Here is a 16083-nt window from a genome sequence, read left to right as displayed (position 1 = left end):
GGCCTCAACCCTCATCGCGGGGCAAGCCCGCTCCCACGCCGCGCCCAAAAGCTCGTCAAGCAATCGTGTAAACACATGGAAAGGGGCAGTGAGATGAATGCAACCACGCGTGACAACGGCAGCCTTCGGCAACGGGACCTGGACGCCCTTGCCAGCGCCACGCACGCCGACCCGTTCGCCGTGCTCGGCCCGCACCCCGATGGTGCAGGCGGTCAGTTTATCCGGGCCTTCCTGCCCAACGCCCTGAATGTGCGCGTGCTGGCCCGCGATGGCGGGCACGTGCTCGCTGAAATGGAGCAACAGCGCCTGCCAGGGTTGTTCACCGCGCACATCAACGATGCACAACCGTACCTGCTGCAGATCGGCTGGGCCGGGGGCGAGCAGGTCACCGAAGACCCATACAGCTTTGGCCCGCAACTGGGCGATATGGACATGTACCTGTTCTCCGAGGGCAACCACCGCGACCTGTCCGGCCGCTTCGGTGCGCAACCGACCCAGGCCGACGGCATCGACGGCGTGTGTTTCTCGGTGTGGGCGCCCAACGCCAGGCGGGTTTCGGTGGTGGGCGACTTCAACAACTGGGACGGCCGCCGCCACCCCATGCGCCTGCGCCACAGCGCCGGGGTGTGGGAGTTGTTCGTGCCGCGCCTGGGTGTCGGCGAAACCTACAAGTTCGAAGTGCTCGGCGCCGACGGCGTGCTGCCGCTCAAGGCCGACCCGCTGGCCCGCGCCACCGAGCTGCCACCGAGTACCGCCTCGAAGGTGGCCGGCGCCCTGGCCCACGACTGGCGCGATGAGCAATGGATGGCGCAGCGCGCCCAGCGCCACGCCTACAACGCACCGCTGTCGATCTACGAGCTGCACGCTGGCTCCTGGCGCTGCGAGCTGGACGATACCGGCGAGGTCGCGCGCTTCTACAACTGGCGCGAACTGGCCGAACGCCTGGTGCCCTACGTGCAGGAACTGGGCTTCACCCATATCGAGCTGATGCCGATCATGGAGCACCCGTTCGGCGGGTCCTGGGGCTATCAGCCGCTGTCGCTGTTCGCCCCGACCTCGCGCTACGGCACGGCGGAAGATTTCGCCTTCTTCATCGACGCCTGCCATCAGGGCGGCATCGGCGTGATCCTCGACTGGGTACCGGCGCATTTCCCCACCGACGAACACGGCCTGGCGCGCTTCGACGGCACCGCGTTGTACGAGTACGACAATCCGCTGGAAGGCTTCCACCAGGACTGGAACACGCTGATCTACAACCTCGGGCGCAACGAGGTGCGCGGCTTCATGCTGGCCTCGGCGCTGCACTGGCTCAAGCATTTCCACATCGACGGCCTGCGCGTCGATGCCGTGGCGTCGATGCTCTACCGCGATTACTCGCGCAAGGCCGGCGAGTGGGTGCCCAACCGCCATGGCGGGCGCGAGAACCTCGAAGCCATCGACTTCATCCGCCACCTCAACGGCGTCGCGGCCCACGAGGCACCGGGCGCGTTGATCATCGCCGAGGAATCCACCGCCTGGCCCGGCGTCAGCCAGCCCACGCAACAGGGCGGCCTGGGCTTTGCCTACAAGTGGAACATGGGCTGGATGCACGACACCCTGCATTACATCCAGAACGACCCGATCCACCGCACCTACCACCACAACGAGATGAGCTTCGGGCTGATCTATGCCTACTCCGAGCACTTCATCCTGCCTATCTCCCACGACGAGGTGGTGCACGGCAAGCACTCGCTGATCGACAAGATGCCCGGCGATCGCTGGCAGAAGTTCGCCAACCTGCGCGCCTACCTCGCGTTCATGTGGGCCCACCCAGGCAAGAAGCTGCTGTTCATGGGCTGCGAGTTCGGCCAGTGGCGTGAGTGGAACCACGACAGCCAACTGGACTGGTACCTGCTGCAATACCCCGAGCACCAAGGAGTACAGCGCCTGGTCGGCGACCTCAACCGGCTGTACCGCGAGCAACCGGCACTGCATGAACAGGACTGCCAGCCCCAGGGCTTCCAGTGGCTGATCGGCGACGATGCGCACAACAGCGTGTACGCCTGGCTGCGCTGGAGCAGCCAGGGCGAACCCTTGCTGGTGGTGGCCAACTTCACCCCGGTGCCGCGCGAGGGGTACCGGATCGGCGTGCCGTTCGGCGAACGTTGGCAAGAGTTGCTCAACAGCGATGCCGGGCTGTATGCAGGGTCGAACGTGGGCAACCTGGGGGGGGTGAGCAGTGACCCGGTCGCCAGCCATGGCCAGCCGCTGTCGCTGGCGTTGAACCTGCCGCCTTTGGGGGTGTTGGTGATGAAACCCGCCTGATAGCCGTCACACCCTCTCTGTAGGAGCGGCCTTGTGTCGCGAAAGGGCGGCGCAGCAGCCCCAGCGATCGATGCGTTTAAGCGGAAAGCCGGGGGCTGCTGCGCAGCCCTTTCGCGACACAAGGCCGCTCCTACAGTGCGATGGGGTGGCACAGTGCGAGCTTCTACCAGCGCATCCGCACACCGAGGCTGCCAATCAGCCCATTCAGGTCATTGTCATCCACATCGCTGCTGTAATCGGCACTGACGAACAGCGCCACGTTCGGCGTGACCCGCGCCACCAGCCCCAACCCCAGGTCCACCGAGGTCGAACTGCGCGAGCTGGAGATCTTGTCGACCTGGTCCAGCTTCACCGCGTCGCTGTTGCTGAAGTCGTACCAGACGTTGGTGCGCACATAGGGCTCGATCGGCATGCCTTTCACTTCATAGCGCGCCGACAGCTTGGCACCGACCCGGCCGCTCCAGCTTGGCTGGCTGTCGAACGCCTGCAAGGTTTCCTCCTGCACCTGGCTGCCCGGGAAGAACTGCTGGTTGATCAACTGCGCCTGGGGCTCGATCACCCAGCCGCCCCCCAGGCCGATGGGGAAGCCGCCCTCTACCGAGAAGGTCATCGCATGGCCGCTGTCGTCCACCCGCTGGCCGGCCTGGGAGCGGCCATTGACGTCGATGCGCGTGCCCATGGCCACGGCGTCCACATGCCAGCCCTGCTCATGGGTCATGCTCCAGTACACGCCCAGGCTCTCGCCGCTGAGGTTCACCGCATTGCGTTGTTTGTCACCGAGCAAGGGGCGCATGCCGTTGAAGCTGCTTTGCAGGTTGTTGTGGCCGACGAAGATCCCGGCACGGTGAACGTTGCCTGCGCTGGTTTCGCGCACGAACAGGTCGGGGCCGATCATCAACTGCTGGCTGGGCGCCTCCAGTTGCGCCGGCGCCTGGGCTGCAGGCCTTGGTGTGCCGGGGAAGAACTGCGCCCACTGGCTGGCGATCATGTCGCTGGCCAGTGGGCCGTGGCGCTCGCTCATCTGCGTGGAGAATGCCGAGAGCATGCCCTGGTTGAGGCCATTGACGCTCAGCGGGTCGAGTGAGAGTTGGGGGACCTCGGGCTGTTCCAGGAACCGGGCGAAGGGTTCGCCCTCCTGCAGTTCGAAGGCGAAGGTTTCCACCGGGGTTGCCAAGAGCAGCGACGTGGAAACCGCGCAGCAAAAAGCTTCGAAACGCAGGGGGTTCGAGGTGCTTTTCATGGCGGATCTCCTGTTGTTGTGTGTTGGACAGCACGTTGAACAGCCGGGCAATCTGGCCTGATGTCACGGGCTGTACGACAAAAACAGGGGCGACCCAAGCCAGCGCGCCAGCCTGCTTGAGCGCGCACAAAGGCGCGAGCTAGAGGCCCGGCACGAATTTTTACGTCTGTTGGTTCTGTTCAGCTAAGGAGAGGACAGGGCTTGCGTCAAGAATGTGTGAAGGCTTTGGCAAGGGTTCGTTGAGTAATTCAAGCCATTGAATTTGATCGGAATTGGCACTGCCATATCGATAATGGCGATTTATCGCCGCGCGGCTATGCCGAATCGTTGCTACAGGCCCATCCCCCCGCCCATGCGTGTTGCTCAATGTGCAGGCAAGACTGTGAACAATGGCATCTTCCGTGATGGAGTTATTTCTGAACTTTTCGTTTGCCAGATAAGGGGTTGCTTGCATGTTCAGACCATTTGAGATAAAGAATGTCGGAAATTTTTCGTTGGCGTTTTGCCATGTGAGCTTCATCGTTAGTGCCCTGCAATTTGAAATGCGCTGTTCACTTTTGGCCGCGTCTGGGGCGCCCGGCCGGCGTCGCCATTTCTCGCTATAGCCCTGCTATGACTCGTCGGGGTGCCTTGGCTGCACATCTAAACCATTCGCTTGAAGCGAGCGTATTTTCACGAAACAACACCCGCCGATTGGACGGTGCGAGAGGATCAGGAGTAACAATGGCTAGAAAGAAGGAAGATGAATTTACGCCGTGGACGAAAACCAAAATTCGGGACATGGCAGGTAACTGTTGCTCATTTCCTGAATGTCGAAAAACAACGGTCGGAGCGAAAAAAAACCGATCGGGTCGTTTAAATATCGGTGTTGCATGTCACATAAAGGCTGCCTCGCCGAATGGACCTCGCTACGATCCAGATCAGAGTTCGGAACAACGCTCCAGCCATCTTAATGGGATATGGATGTGCGGCACGCACTCTGTGCTTGTTGACGCTGATGACTCCGCCTACAGCGTGAAAACGTTGGTCGAGTGGAAGCGCTTGGCGGAAGAGAGAGCGAATGCTCTAGTAGATGTAAGGATGTTTTCAGCTTCAGAGATGGAGAGTGCTACCTCAATAAAAGTGATGCGAGGTGTGCGTGATTTTATTAAAGCAGATATGGACGCATTGACGCCGACATTTCCCCAGTATGCAGAGGTATACAAAGAAGCCTTGAATGAGTTGGACCCTCGCTTTGATGTCGATATTCAATACGGAGGAGGAACTATATCGCACCGTATTAAGGCGCTTGAGCCGGATTTAAAGTTAAATTTTGCGGTGGCTCCTAGTGTGGAAAGTAAAGTAAGGGAGTTATATGAGTCTGGGGAAGAAATAACGCTTAGCAGATCAGAGGTCGCAATCACTGGATCTCCGCTTTTTGATCGACTTCAGGCAACCGGCAGCGAGAACGAGGGTTTTTTTACATTTTCAGGCCCCGCTGCGCATGTGGAGAGTCAGCTCTATGCCCATGATTCGTCTAAAGAACATTTGATTTATTCGTTCCCTTGTAAGTTGACGGTGGGCGCTCGTTATCTTAAGTTGCAAGGGAGAAGTTCGGATTCCGTAATTGATGTCAAGGTATCAATTGATGTCAAAGATAATAAGTCAACTTGTGAGTTTGGTTTGAGCTTCGCTTCGTGGCAAGGGCTGTCGATTAATAAAATTCCCTATTTTGCCCGGCACGTCAAGGCGGCAGATATCTTTTCGCGAGGCGATTTGAAGTACGTTGTTGAGATCAATGGTCGTGATATATCTATCACGTCGGGTGCAAACGAAAATGCTAGGAATTTGACGGCGTTGCATGTCCGTATTGTTTCATTGGTTTCTGAGGTGAGGCGCTTTTTTGAACAGGTTAAATTGGACTTCGTTATTGTTGATCTGACGCAGGCTGCGGATATCAATGAGATGCTCAATGACTATGCTCCGTTATTGAAGGGGCCCCGTTCGGAAGCATATGTTCAAGAGGCCCCTATAGCACAGGGGGCTATTGCTATGAGTGACGAGGCGTTTTCAGCTTGGCGACTGGACGAGACCCAGCGCTTCTCTTTCTTGATGGAGCGGGAGCCGTTTAATGTATTCGGTACACTGATCAAGCCTCCTGCACTGAGGTACACGCTTGAAGAGGTATTTGTGAGGCTCTATAGCGATATCGATACCAAAGCTGTCAAATTCTATGCCGAGACAGGGCCGAATACGGTATGTGCTGTTGAAATAGACTCACCTGAATGGAAATTAGCGAGTTGAGTTAACCGGTACAGTACGCATGTGTGAGTAAGCGCATTTCACATGCCGCACCCTAAGTGTATTTCACCCATACCTCAACGGTTAAAAGTAGATGATCGGAGAGGTGTGTCCAGGGCTTGTGGCCAAGGATCTTCGGCCCATGGCTGTCGGCGTTGCGCAGGTAGATACGGTCCAGGCGCAGCAGTGGCAGGCGCGCAGGATAAGTGCGGGCGAGCAGGCCGTGATGGCGTTCGAAGGCTTCGTGCAGGCCCTGTTGCCGGCCCAGGGTGCGATTGCCGTGCAACTGCCAGTCGTTGAAGTCACCGGCGATGATCACCGGGGCGTCGGCGGGCAGTGCATCGAGCAGCTTGCTCAACAGTTGCAGCTGTTTTTGCCGATGGCTTTCCAGCAGCGACAGGTGCACGCAAATGGCATGCACCGGTGCTTGCCCGGGCACGTCTAGCACGCAGTGCAGCAGGCCGCGCCGTTCGGGGCCGGTGATCGACACGTCGAGGTTGCGGTGTTCGATGATCGGGTACTTGGACAGCAGCGCGTTGCCGTGGTGGCCGTCCGGGTACACCGCGTTGCGCCCGTAGGCGAAATCGCTCCACATGCTGTCGGCGAGGAATTCGTACTGCGAGGTCTGCGGCCAGCCGGGGTAGCGGCTGGCGTGGCGATCGTGGCTGCCCAGCACTTCCTGCAGGAACACGATATCGGCCTGGGTGCTGCGCACCGCCTCGCGCAGCTCCGGCAGGATGAAGCGCCGGTTGAAGGCGGTGAAACCCTTGTGGGTATTGACCGTCAGCACCTTGACCCGGTGCACGGCCGGGGCCTGGCTGACGCTGGCGAAACCTGGACTGCCGGCTTCGGGGTTCACAGGGACTCCTGTAGCGATTTACACGATTCTTGTGGGAGCGGGTTTATCGAGCCGTCGAACCGCCGCGAACACGGGCGTAGCCCGTGCCATGCACCGTAGTGTGGTCTTCGCGGGTAAACCCGCTCCCACAGGTATTTTGGTGATCATGGCTACGGATTAGGACCGCCCGTCCGTTGCCAGGTTCAGTCCTCTTCCCGCTGCAACACCATCAACAGCAACGACCGCCCCTGCACCTCGAACACCGTGTCGAACTGCAGATGCTGCGGCTTGCGCAGCTCTGGCCGATCGGTGTCGACCAGGCAGCTCCAGTACTCGCCCTGCGGCACCGGCGGCAGCTTGAACGGCACCACGTCGTGGTAGGCGTTGACGATCAGCAGCAAGGTCGCCTCGGCCCCGGGGCGGGCAATGCCGCTGACCTGGGCGCGGCCGTCCATCAGCATGCCCAGGCAACGCCCGTGCGGGTCTTCCCACTGCTCCACGGTCATCTCGCTGCCGTCCGGGGCCAGCCAAGTCACGTCCTTGACCCCGATCGCCTCGTTGTAGTCGCCCACCAGAAAGCGCGAGCGGCGCAGGATCGGGTAGGCCAGGCGCAGGCGGGTCAGGCGTTTGACGAAGGCCAGCAAGGCCTTGCCGTCCTCGTCCAGCTCCCAGTTGACCCAGCCGATCTCGCTGTCCTGGCAATACGCGTTGTTGTTGCCATGCTGGGTGCGGCTGAACTCGTCGCCAGCGACGATCATCGGCGTGCCCTGGGCCAGCAGCAGGGTGGCGAAGTAGTTGCGCATCTGGCGCATGCGCAGGGCATTGATCGCAGGGTCGTCGGTCGGGCCTTCGACGCCGCAGTTCCACGACAGGTTGTTGTTGGTGCCGTCCTGGTTGTTCTCGTCGTTGTCCTCGTTGTGCTTGTCGTTGTACGACACCAGGTCGCGCAGGGTGAAGCCGTCGTGGGCGGTGACGAAGTTGACCGAGGCGTAGGGCCGCCGGCCACGGTTGTTGAACAGGTCGCCGGAGGCTGTGATGCGCGCGGCGAAGTCGGCGAGCATGCCTTCGTCGCCTTTCCAGAAACTGCGCACGGTGTCGCGGAAACGGTCGTTCCACTCCGCCCAGCCGGGGGCGAAGTTGCCTACCTGGTAACCGCCGGGGCCACAATCCCAGGGTTCGGCGATCAGCTTGACCTGGCTGAGCATCGGGTCCTGGCGGCAGGCGACGAGGAAGCCGTGGCGTTCGCTGTAGCCATCGTGGTAGCGGCCGAGGATGGTCGCAAGATCAAAGCGAAAACCGTCCACGTGCATCTCGCCCGCCCAGTAGCGCAGCGAGTCGGTGACCAGTTGCAGCACGCACGGATGGCTCAGGTCGAGGGTGTTGCCGGTGCCGGAATCGTTGATGTAGAAGCGCTTGTCGTCGGGCATGAGGCGGTAGTACGAGGCGTTGTCGATGCCGCGCATCGACAGGGTCGGGCCGCGCTCGTTGCCCTCGGCGGTGTGGTTGTAGACCACGTCCAGAATCACTTCCAGCCCGGCATCGTGCAGGTGCGCGACCATCTCCTTGAACTCGGCGATCTTGCCGCTGGCCAGGTAGCGCGGGTGCGGGGCGAAGAAGGCGATGCTGTTGTAGCCCCAGTAGTTGTTCAGGCCCTTGTCGAGCAGGTGCTGGTCGTTGACGAAGGCGTGGATCGGCAGCAGCTCGATGCTCGATACCCCAAGCGCCTTGATGTGCCCGAGCAGTTCGTCGTTGGCCAGGCCCGCGAAGGTGCCGCGCAGCGCCTCGGGCACCGCCGGGTGGCGCATGCTGATGCCGCGGGCGTGCGCCTCGTAGATGATGGTGCGCTCCCAGGGGATCTGCACACGTTGGTCGCGGCCCCAGGTGAACGCCGGGTCGATGACCTTGCATTTGGGCACGAAGGGCGCGCTGTCGCGCTCGTCGAACGACAGGTCGTCGTCGGGGTGGCCGATGGTGTAGCCGAACAGGGCCTCGGACCATTTCAGTGTGCCGACCAGTTGCTTGGCATAGGGGTCGATCAGCAGTTTGTTGGGATTGAAACGGTGGCCGTTCTGCGGTTCATACGGGCCATGCACGCGGTAGCCGTAGACCAGGCCAGGGTGTGCATCGGGCAGGTAGCCGTGGTAGATCTCGTCGGTGTACTCGGGCAGCTCGATGCGCTCGAGCTCCTGTTCGCCGGTTGAATCGAACAGGCACAGTTCGACTTTGCTGGCGTTGGCCGAGAACAGGGCGAAGTTGACCCCCAGGCCGTCCCAGGTGGCGCCCAGCGGGAAGGGCATGCCTTCGCGGATGCGCGACGGAGCGACGGAGCGGGTTTTCTTCGGGGTGCGGGGGCTCATGGCAGTCCTCGTGGTGCGGGGGGAGGGGGATCCATCAGAGGATCGGTGCCGGCTCTTTCGCGGGTAAACCCGCTCCCACAGGTTCTCCATCTCACCCAAGGCTAATGGTGATCCTGTTGGAGCACAGGTTCTCCAACACACCCAAGCACAACCAAGGCTAATGATGATCCTGTGGGAGCGGGTTTACCCGCGAAGAGGCCGGCACAGCACTCAGCCTGCAGCCGGCTTTTTCACTGCCTTTGGCTTCTTCGCCGCCACAGGCTTTTCAGCAGCCACCGCCGCCTTCGGCTTGGCCGCCGCCTTCTTGCGCGGCGCGGCCTTGGGCGCTAACGCTTCAGCCTCGGCCAGCTTGCGGGCCATCTCCCAGTGGCGGATTTCCTGACCCTCCGGCTTGCCCTCCGATTCCCAGATTTGATAGGCGAATTCGCGAACACGTTTCTCTTCGACACTCATCACGACGCTCCTGAATGCAGTTAGGCATGATCAATCAACACATTGACCGGGAACTCCATCAGTACGGTGCTCAACTTCAGCTCCTTTGAAGGGCTGACAGCACCGCCACCGAAAAGTCCCGAGCAGTTGGCAGGCGACAAGGCAAACGGCAGGATCAGCCGCGTATCGTCCCAGTTCTGTGCCGGGATCAATGGGGTTGTGGCGTTACCCAGCAAGTTGCTGGCAAGCCGTGGTGCGACAACGATGGCGCGCTGCTCCTCGCCCAGTCGGGCGAAGGCCAGCACCTTGTCGGCGTGGCGCCCCTGCACGTTCAGCGGCAGGTAGGCGCCACCCCGGAACAGTTCGGGATGGCTCATGCGACAGTCCAGCAGCCGGGCGATCAGTGCCTGCTTGATGCGCCCGTCCTGCCAGTGGCCGAGCAGCTCGGCCAGGGGCGTGCTGGCGTCCAGGCTGGCACGCCTTGCAGCGTAGTCCACCGGGCGCCGATTGTCCGGGTCGACCAGGCTGAAGTCCCAGTACTCGTTGCCCTGGTACAGGTCGGGCACGCCCGGCGTGGTCATGCGCAGCAGGCATTGCACCAGGCTGTTCAGCGCGCCGGGGCAGGCGATCTGCCGCGCCGCCTCGTGCAGCGACTGGCGCAGCTGCTGGTTCTGCGCGTCCAGCAGCAGGCCGTTCACATAGGCGGCGCAGGCCTGTTCATAAGCCTCGTTCGGCGCCGCCCAGCTGCTGCGCAGCTTGGCCTCGCGCAGGGCCTTCTGTTGCCAACCGCCGATGCGCTCGGCGTAGTGGCGCAGTGCGTTGGCGTCATGCAGGTCGAGCGCCAGCGGCCAGCTGCCGAGCAGGGTCTGCCACAGCAGCAGCTCATCGCCCGGGCCGGGCGCGGCGCCATCCTCCAACGCCTCGCGCAGCGGCGCCGCCAGTTCGCGCCAGTGCTCCACCCGGCTGGCCAGCCAGGCCCCGCGCTCGCTGAGCACCGCCAGGCGCGCCCGGCAGTCTTCGCCACGCTTGTGATCGTGGGTGGCGGTGGCCAGCAGGTTGTCGGGGAAGTCGCGCAGGCGGCGCTGGGCTTGCGTGTGAAACCAGCCAGGGTCGGCACTGAAACGCTCGGCCTCGAAGCCCACGTCGTTGCGCGACAACAGCCGGGCGCTGCGGTAGAACGCGGTGTCTTCCACAGCCTTGGCGGCGGTTGGCGCGGTCAGTTGCTGGAAGCGCACGCAGGCGTGACGCAGGTGCTTGCGTGGTCGGCCCGGGGGCAGGCGCCGCCAGGGCTGGCCACCAAGCCACTGCGCCAGGTGCTCGAGCAGCGGCCAGTCGGCCTCGCTCAACGACTGACGGGCGTCAGCGAGGGCTTGCTGGAAGAACCCCTCGTCCTCGGCCGGGCGGCCACAGGCGTTGATGTAGGTGCGGTACACCGGGTAGTGCTCGGCCAGCGCCTGCAGCGCGCGGCGGATGGCTCCGAGGGTGAGGTCACGGGTCATCAGGTCGTCGCGGGCCACCTGCAGCAAGGCCAGTGCCACCGACTCGCAGTCGCCGGCCAGGCCGGCGTTGAGCACCAGGTGGCGAGCCTGGCGCACTTCCTCGGCAAATGCCGGCCGTTCGCTGACGGTGCTCCACAGCTCGGTCAGCGGTGCTTCGCCCGCCGGGTCGTGTTGCAGCAGCGAGACCTGGTTCATGAACTCGTAGCCGGTGGTGCCGTCGGTGAGCCAGTCGCGGTGCAGGTGTTCATCGGCGCCGAGGATTTTCTCGACGTAGATCGGGAAGTGCTCCACGCCCGCCTGCAGCGGTCGGCGCGCCAGCAACCCGTCGACTCGTCGGCGCAAGCTGCGGCAGTAACGGCGCGGGTCGGCCAGGCCGTCGATATGGTCGATGCGCAAGCCATCCACCAGCCCGCGCTCGATCAGCTCGAACAGCTTGGCGTGGGTGGCTTCGAACACCACCGCACGCTCCACCCGCAGGCCGCCCAGTTCATTGATGTCGAAAAAGCGCCGCCAGTTGATGTCGTCGGCGGCGGTGCGCCAGCTGGCCAGGCGATAGGTCTGGCGTTCCAGCAACAGGTGCAGCTGCTTGAAACCGGCTTCGGTGCGGCTGTCGAAGGCGGCCAGGGCGCCTTCGAGGCTGGCCCCGGCGTCGACCACCAGGGCCAGGTCGCGGTGCAGCGTCACGGCGTCGGCCAACGGTTCGGCGGCCTCGTGCAGGGCGCTGAAGTGTTGGGCCAGGGCCTGCAACCGTGGGTCTTCGGCACGGCCGAGAATGCGCCCGTAGTCCAGCGGGCAGATCGGGAAACGATGCTCGTGATGGGCGACCTCGAACCGGCCATGCTCGGCGTCGAAGGTCAGGGGCATGTCGCCGTTGAGCAGCGCCACGCCATAGTCGCTGCCGAGGAACGGCAACAGCAGTTGCCCGGCCAGCAGCGGGTCGCTGGAGTGCCACTGGATATCGAAGAACTCTGCATAGGGGCTGCGCCGGCCCCAGGCCAGCAGGCTCTGCCACCAGGGGTTGTCGGCGCCGCCCACGGCCATGTGGTTGGACACCGTGTCGAGGATCAGGCCCATGCCGTGCTGGCGCAAGGCGGCCACCAGGCGCTCCAGCGCGGCCTCGCCGCCCAGCTCGGGGTTGACCCGGGTCGGGTCGACCACGTCGTAGCCGTGGCGCGAGCCTGCACGGGCAGTCAGGATCGGCGAGGCATACAGATGGCTGATGCCGAGCTGGGCGAAATAGGGCACCAACGGCGTCGCGTCATCCAGGGTGAAGTCGCTGTGCAGTTGCAGGCGCAGGGTGGCGGTCAGCGGCTTCATCGATCACGCTCCCAGGCTTGTTCGCGGGCCTGGGCCAGCAGCTCCAGGCGCCGCGCCGCGTCCTCGTCGTCGAGCAGCTCGAGGGCCGTGGCCTTGAAGCGGCGCCGCCAGTTGGGGTGGCCAGCGGTGGTGCCGGGCAGGTTGGGTTGCTCGTCGCAGCCCAGCAGGTCCTCCAGCGGCACCAGCACCAAGGGGGCGCGGGTGTGGCCGACGTAACGGATCGCCGCGTCAATCAATGCCCTGTCGTCCGCCAACGGGCCGTAGTTGTGCTCCAGGGTGCGGCGCAGGCCGTCGCGCTCCAGCGCCCGGCTATTGCGCCAGTGCCCTTCGGTGGTGGCGTCGATCAGTTGCAGGCGGTTGTTCCAGTCGATGTCACGGGCTTGCAGCCAGCCGGCCAGCGGCGCCAGGTCATGGGTGCCGGTGGTGGCCAGGGCGTTGTCCGGCCAGTCGAGGATCGGCTTGAAGCGGCCGGGCGCATCCTGCTCGAAGGGCAGCACGCGCATGCCCAGCACGGCCTTGGCCGCGAGGCGCTCGCGCAGGCCTTCGGGCACGGTGCCCAAGTCCTCGCCGAGGATGATCGCCCGGTGCCGTACCGATTCCAGGGCCAGCAGGCGCAGCAGGTCGTCGAGCGGGTAGTTGAGGTAGGCGCCCTCGCGGGCAGTGGCGTCACGGGGGATCAGCCACAGCCGGCGCAGGCCCATCACATGGTCGATGCGCAGGCCGCCGGCATGGGCCAGGTTGGCCCGCAGCATCTCGATGAAGGCGCGGTAGCCGTTGCGCTTGAGGCCTTCAGGGGAGAAGGCGCAGATGCCCCAGTCCTGCCCCGCGCGGTTGAGGATGTCGGGCGGCGCGCCGACCTTGAGGTCGGCCAGCAGCTCGTCCTGGCGGCTCCAGGCCTGGCTGCCGGCGCCGTCGGCGCCCACCGCCAGGTCGGCGATCAGGCCGATCGCCATGCCATTGCTGCGCGCCGCGTCCTGGGCGCGTTGCAGGCTGCGTTCGCTGAGCCACTGGCAGAACGCGTGGAATTCGACACGGGCCGGGTAGGCGGCGGCGAAGGCTTCGACTTCCGGGTGATAGGGGTCGTGCCAGGCCTTTGGCCAGTTGCGCCAATCGGCGCCCAGGCCCTGGTCCACCGCCTCGCTTTGCAGCACTTCGAAACGGCAATGGTGTTCGAGCCGTTCGCCGCCGGCCTCGCGGAAACTGGCGAAGTCTGCGCGCAGCGGGTGGTCGCCCTGGCTGAAATCCTGGTACAGCGCTTCCAGCAAACGCTGTTGGGCCTTGGCGGCGCGTGGCCAGTCCACCAGCGGCTGTTGCTGCAGGTCTTCCAGTGTCTGCGCAAGCCCGCAGGCCTCGATCGCCATGCGCACGGCGCGTTCGCCCAGCAGGGCTGCGGGGCTGGCGTACAGTGCGTTGAGCAACAGCCGGCTGGACGGTGAATAGGGGCTGAAGTGCTGTTGGTCGAAGGCCGACAGCGCGTGCATCGGGCTGATCGCCAGGGCATCGGCGCCGCGCTCGGCGGCACTGCGCGCCAGCTGTTCCAGCGCCAGGCAGTCGCCATAGCCGCCATCGTCGGGGCGGCGCAGGCTGTACAACTGCACCGCCAGGCCCCAGCAGCGCGGTGGCGGTTCGCCGATGGCATCTTCGAGCGCGTGGCAGCGCCGCGGCGCCACGGCGAGGGTGAAGGTGCGGCCATCGATGGCCAACCGGTGATAGCCGGTCGGCAGCCCGCCCTGCAGGCGTGCCTGGGTGTCCAGCACCAGTGTGCGCTGGCTGGCGTCCTCCAAGGTGCAGTGCACCTGGCTGCCGGCGCTGAACCAGCGTTGCAGGCCGAGGGGCTGGTCGACATCGACGGTCAGCAGCGGCGGCAGGTGTTCGCTGTCTTCGGCCTGTTCGACCAGGCGCAGGCTGCTGGCGATGGCCTGGTCGTCGTCAGCGGGGTGGCCAAGGGCTTGCAATACACGGCGCAGCACCTCGTCGCTGACCTGCTGCGGGCGGTTGTTGGCGTCGATCCAGTCGCGGGCCAGGCCGACGCGGGCGGCCAGGCGGTGCAGGGGCTGTTCGCTCATGGCGTCTCCGGTTTGGGGGGCAGCAGGCTGACCACGCAGCTGTACGCGGCGAGTGTCGAGTCGGGGTGGGCGTTGTCGCTGCTGCCGTACAGGCGCAGCGCCTGGGGCGGCAGTTGCGCGGCCTGGGGCTGGGCGCCGAGGTTGAGGTCGATACGCAGCTGCTGGCCGTTGCCCAGGCGCCAGCGCGCAGTGAGCGCCTTGTCGCCCAGCACCTCGGTGCCCAGTGCGCGGGTGCCGGGCAGGTGCGGGATGAGGTGGCGTTTACGCAGGTCGAGCAGCTGCTGATAAAGGCCGTGCCAGCCGGCCAGCACGTCCTTTGGCTGCGGCCGGGAACGTTCGAAGGTGGTTTCAGCGTTGGGGTCGGGGATCTGTTCGCGTCTGGCGGGGTCGGCGAAGGCGTCGAAGTGGGCGAACTCACCACGCCGGCCTTCGCGCACGGCATCGGCCAGCGCGTCGTGGAAGTCGGTGAAAAACAGGAACGGTTTGCAGCTGCCGTCGTCGTCACCCATGAACAGCAGCGGGATCATCGGCGCCAGCAGCAACAGCCCGGTGGCCGCGCGCAGGGCCTGCGGCGGACAAAGGCGGGTAAGGCGCTCGCCCAGAGCGCGGTTGCCGACCTGGTCGTGGTTCTGCAAAAACAGCACGAACGCGCTGGGCGCAAGGTGGCCGCTGGGTTCGCCCCGTGGCGTGCCATGGCGGTTGGCCTGGCCCTGGAACACGAAGCCTTCGGCCAGGCAGCGTGCCAGCTGCTCGATCGGCCGCTGCTGGTAGTCGGCGTAGTAGCCCTCGGTTTCGCCCGTCAGCAGTACGTGCAAGGCGTTGTGGCCGTCGTCGTTCCACTGGGCGTCGAAGCCCTGCTCCAACAGCGCGGCCTGGTTGTGTTCGTTTTCCAGCACCAGCCAGATCTGCCGGCCCGGCGCTACCGCCGCGCGCACCCGCTGCGCCAGTTCGACGAGGAAATCCGGCTGGTCGATGGCGTGCACCGCATCCAGGCGCAGGCCGTCGCAGCGGTAGTCGCACAGCCACATCAGCGCGTTCTGGATGAAGTACTCGCGCACCGCTGGCCTGCGAAAGTCGATGGCCGCGCCCCAGGGTGTCTGCCGGTCCTGGCGAAAGAACGGGCTGGCGTACTGGTGCAGGTAGTTGCCGTCCGGGCCGAAGTGGTTGTAGACCACGTCCACCAGCACCATCAGTTCGTGGCCGTGGGCTTGGTCGATCAGTGCGCACAGCTCCTGCGGCGTGCCGTAGCTGTGCTGTGGGGCGAACGGCAGCACGCCGTCATAGCCCCAGTTACGCTCACCGGGGAACTGGCCCAGCGGCATCAGCTCGATGGCGCTGATGCCCAGCGCGGCCAGGCGTGGTAGCGCCTCGGCCACGCCGCGGTAACCGCCGAGCAGGCCCACGTGCAACTCCTGGATCACCGCCTCGTGCCACGGGCGGCCCTGCCAGGGGTGTTGCCACGGATAGCCGGCAAGGTCCACCAGCTCGCTCGGCCCCTGCACGCCCTCGGGCTGATAGCGCGAAGCCGGGTCGGCCACCTTGAGCTGCCGGTCGATAAGCAATTGATACCGCTCACCTGCCTGGCACGGGGCAACGCCGACGTACCAACCGTCATCAACGGGCGAAAGCTCAACGGCGGGCTGCCGCTCGACTTCCACGCTCACGCTGCGCGCATCCGGCGCCCAGAGGGCAAAGCGCGCCGACGTGGCGTCCACTACCTGCGCGCCATGCCTGTGCATCGTCCGCTCTC

Annotated in this window: 10 protein-coding genes; 2 read left to right on the top strand and 8 right to left on the bottom strand. The window is 64.4% G+C overall.

Translation table 11 applies throughout. From position 1 onward, the window contains the following. The first annotated feature begins 93 nt into the window (after positions 1-93). Entirely contained in the window at positions 94-2304 is a 2211-nt protein-coding gene (gene glgB, locus ABE459_RS20600; RefSeq protein WP_323833992.1) for a 1,4-alpha-glucan branching protein GlgB, read from the top strand. A 163-nt stretch (positions 2305-2467) separates the two neighbouring features. On the opposite strand, the gene ABE459_RS20595 is transcribed toward glgB, so the two are convergent. Together ABE459_RS20595 and ABE459_RS20590 are read right to left on the bottom strand one after the other, a co-directional pair. Beyond that, positions 2468-3544: an autotransporter outer membrane beta-barrel domain-containing protein gene (locus ABE459_RS20595; RefSeq protein ID WP_125463534.1), complete on the bottom strand. Its 1077-nt coding sequence runs from the start codon at positions 3542-3544 to the stop codon at positions 2468-2470. A gap of 160 nt (positions 3545-3704) precedes the next feature. After that, the gene (locus ABE459_RS20590; protein ID WP_323831337.1) at positions 3705-4064 is read right to left on the bottom strand and encodes a hypothetical protein; all 360 of its coding nucleotides are present in this window, start codon (positions 4062-4064) and stop codon (positions 3705-3707) included. A gap of 203 nt (positions 4065-4267) precedes the next feature. Here ABE459_RS20590 and ABE459_RS20585 point away from each other — a divergent pair, with 203 nt between their 5' ends. Then, on the top strand, positions 4268-5827 hold the full coding sequence (locus ABE459_RS20585) for a hypothetical protein (protein WP_323831335.1): 1560 nt from the start codon (positions 4268-4270) through the stop codon (positions 5825-5827). Between the two features lie 52 nt (positions 5828-5879). Here the strand turns inward: ABE459_RS20585 and ABE459_RS20580 are convergent, their stop codons facing one another. From ABE459_RS20580 to treZ, 6 genes are all read right to left on the bottom strand, one after another. Then, the gene (locus tag ABE459_RS20580; protein ID WP_323831333.1) at positions 5880-6683 is read right to left on the bottom strand and encodes an endonuclease/exonuclease/phosphatase family protein; all 804 of its coding nucleotides are present in this window, start codon (positions 6681-6683) and stop codon (positions 5880-5882) included. A 182-nt stretch (positions 6684-6865) separates the two neighbouring features. Further along, positions 6866-9019: a glycogen debranching protein GlgX gene (gene glgX / locus ABE459_RS20575; protein ID WP_323831331.1), complete on the bottom strand. Its 2154-nt coding sequence runs from the start codon at positions 9017-9019 to the stop codon at positions 6866-6868. Positions 9020-9229: 210 nt separating this feature from the next. After that, the gene (locus ABE459_RS20570; RefSeq protein WP_125463537.1) at positions 9230-9475 is read right to left on the bottom strand and encodes a DUF2934 domain-containing protein; all 246 of its coding nucleotides are present in this window, start codon (positions 9473-9475) and stop codon (positions 9230-9232) included. 17 nt (positions 9476-9492) lie between these two features. Next, positions 9493-12267, bottom strand: coding sequence for a malto-oligosyltrehalose synthase (locus ABE459_RS20565; protein WP_323831328.1), 2775 nt, complete (start codon positions 12265-12267; stop codon positions 9493-9495). Next, complete coding sequence (gene malQ, locus ABE459_RS20560; protein WP_125463539.1) at positions 12264-14333, bottom strand: 4-alpha-glucanotransferase; 2070 nt, start codon at positions 14331-14333, stop codon at positions 12264-12266. The genes ABE459_RS20565 and malQ overlap by 4 nt, the downstream gene beginning before the upstream one ends. Beyond that, positions 14330-16072: a malto-oligosyltrehalose trehalohydrolase gene (gene treZ / locus ABE459_RS20555; RefSeq protein ID WP_323831327.1), complete on the bottom strand. Its 1743-nt coding sequence runs from the start codon at positions 16070-16072 to the stop codon at positions 14330-14332. Before treZ ends, malQ begins: the two co-directional genes overlap by 4 nt. Positions 16073-16083: the final 11 nt, after the last annotated feature.

The organism is Pseudomonas sp. TWI923, assembly GCF_039673365.1.
GTDB classification, from domain to species: Bacteria; Pseudomonadota; Gammaproteobacteria; order Pseudomonadales; family Pseudomonadaceae; genus Aquipseudomonas; species Aquipseudomonas sichuanensis.
Note: the sequence above shows the minus strand (reverse complement) of the source record. Positions and strands in the feature narration are given on the sequence as shown.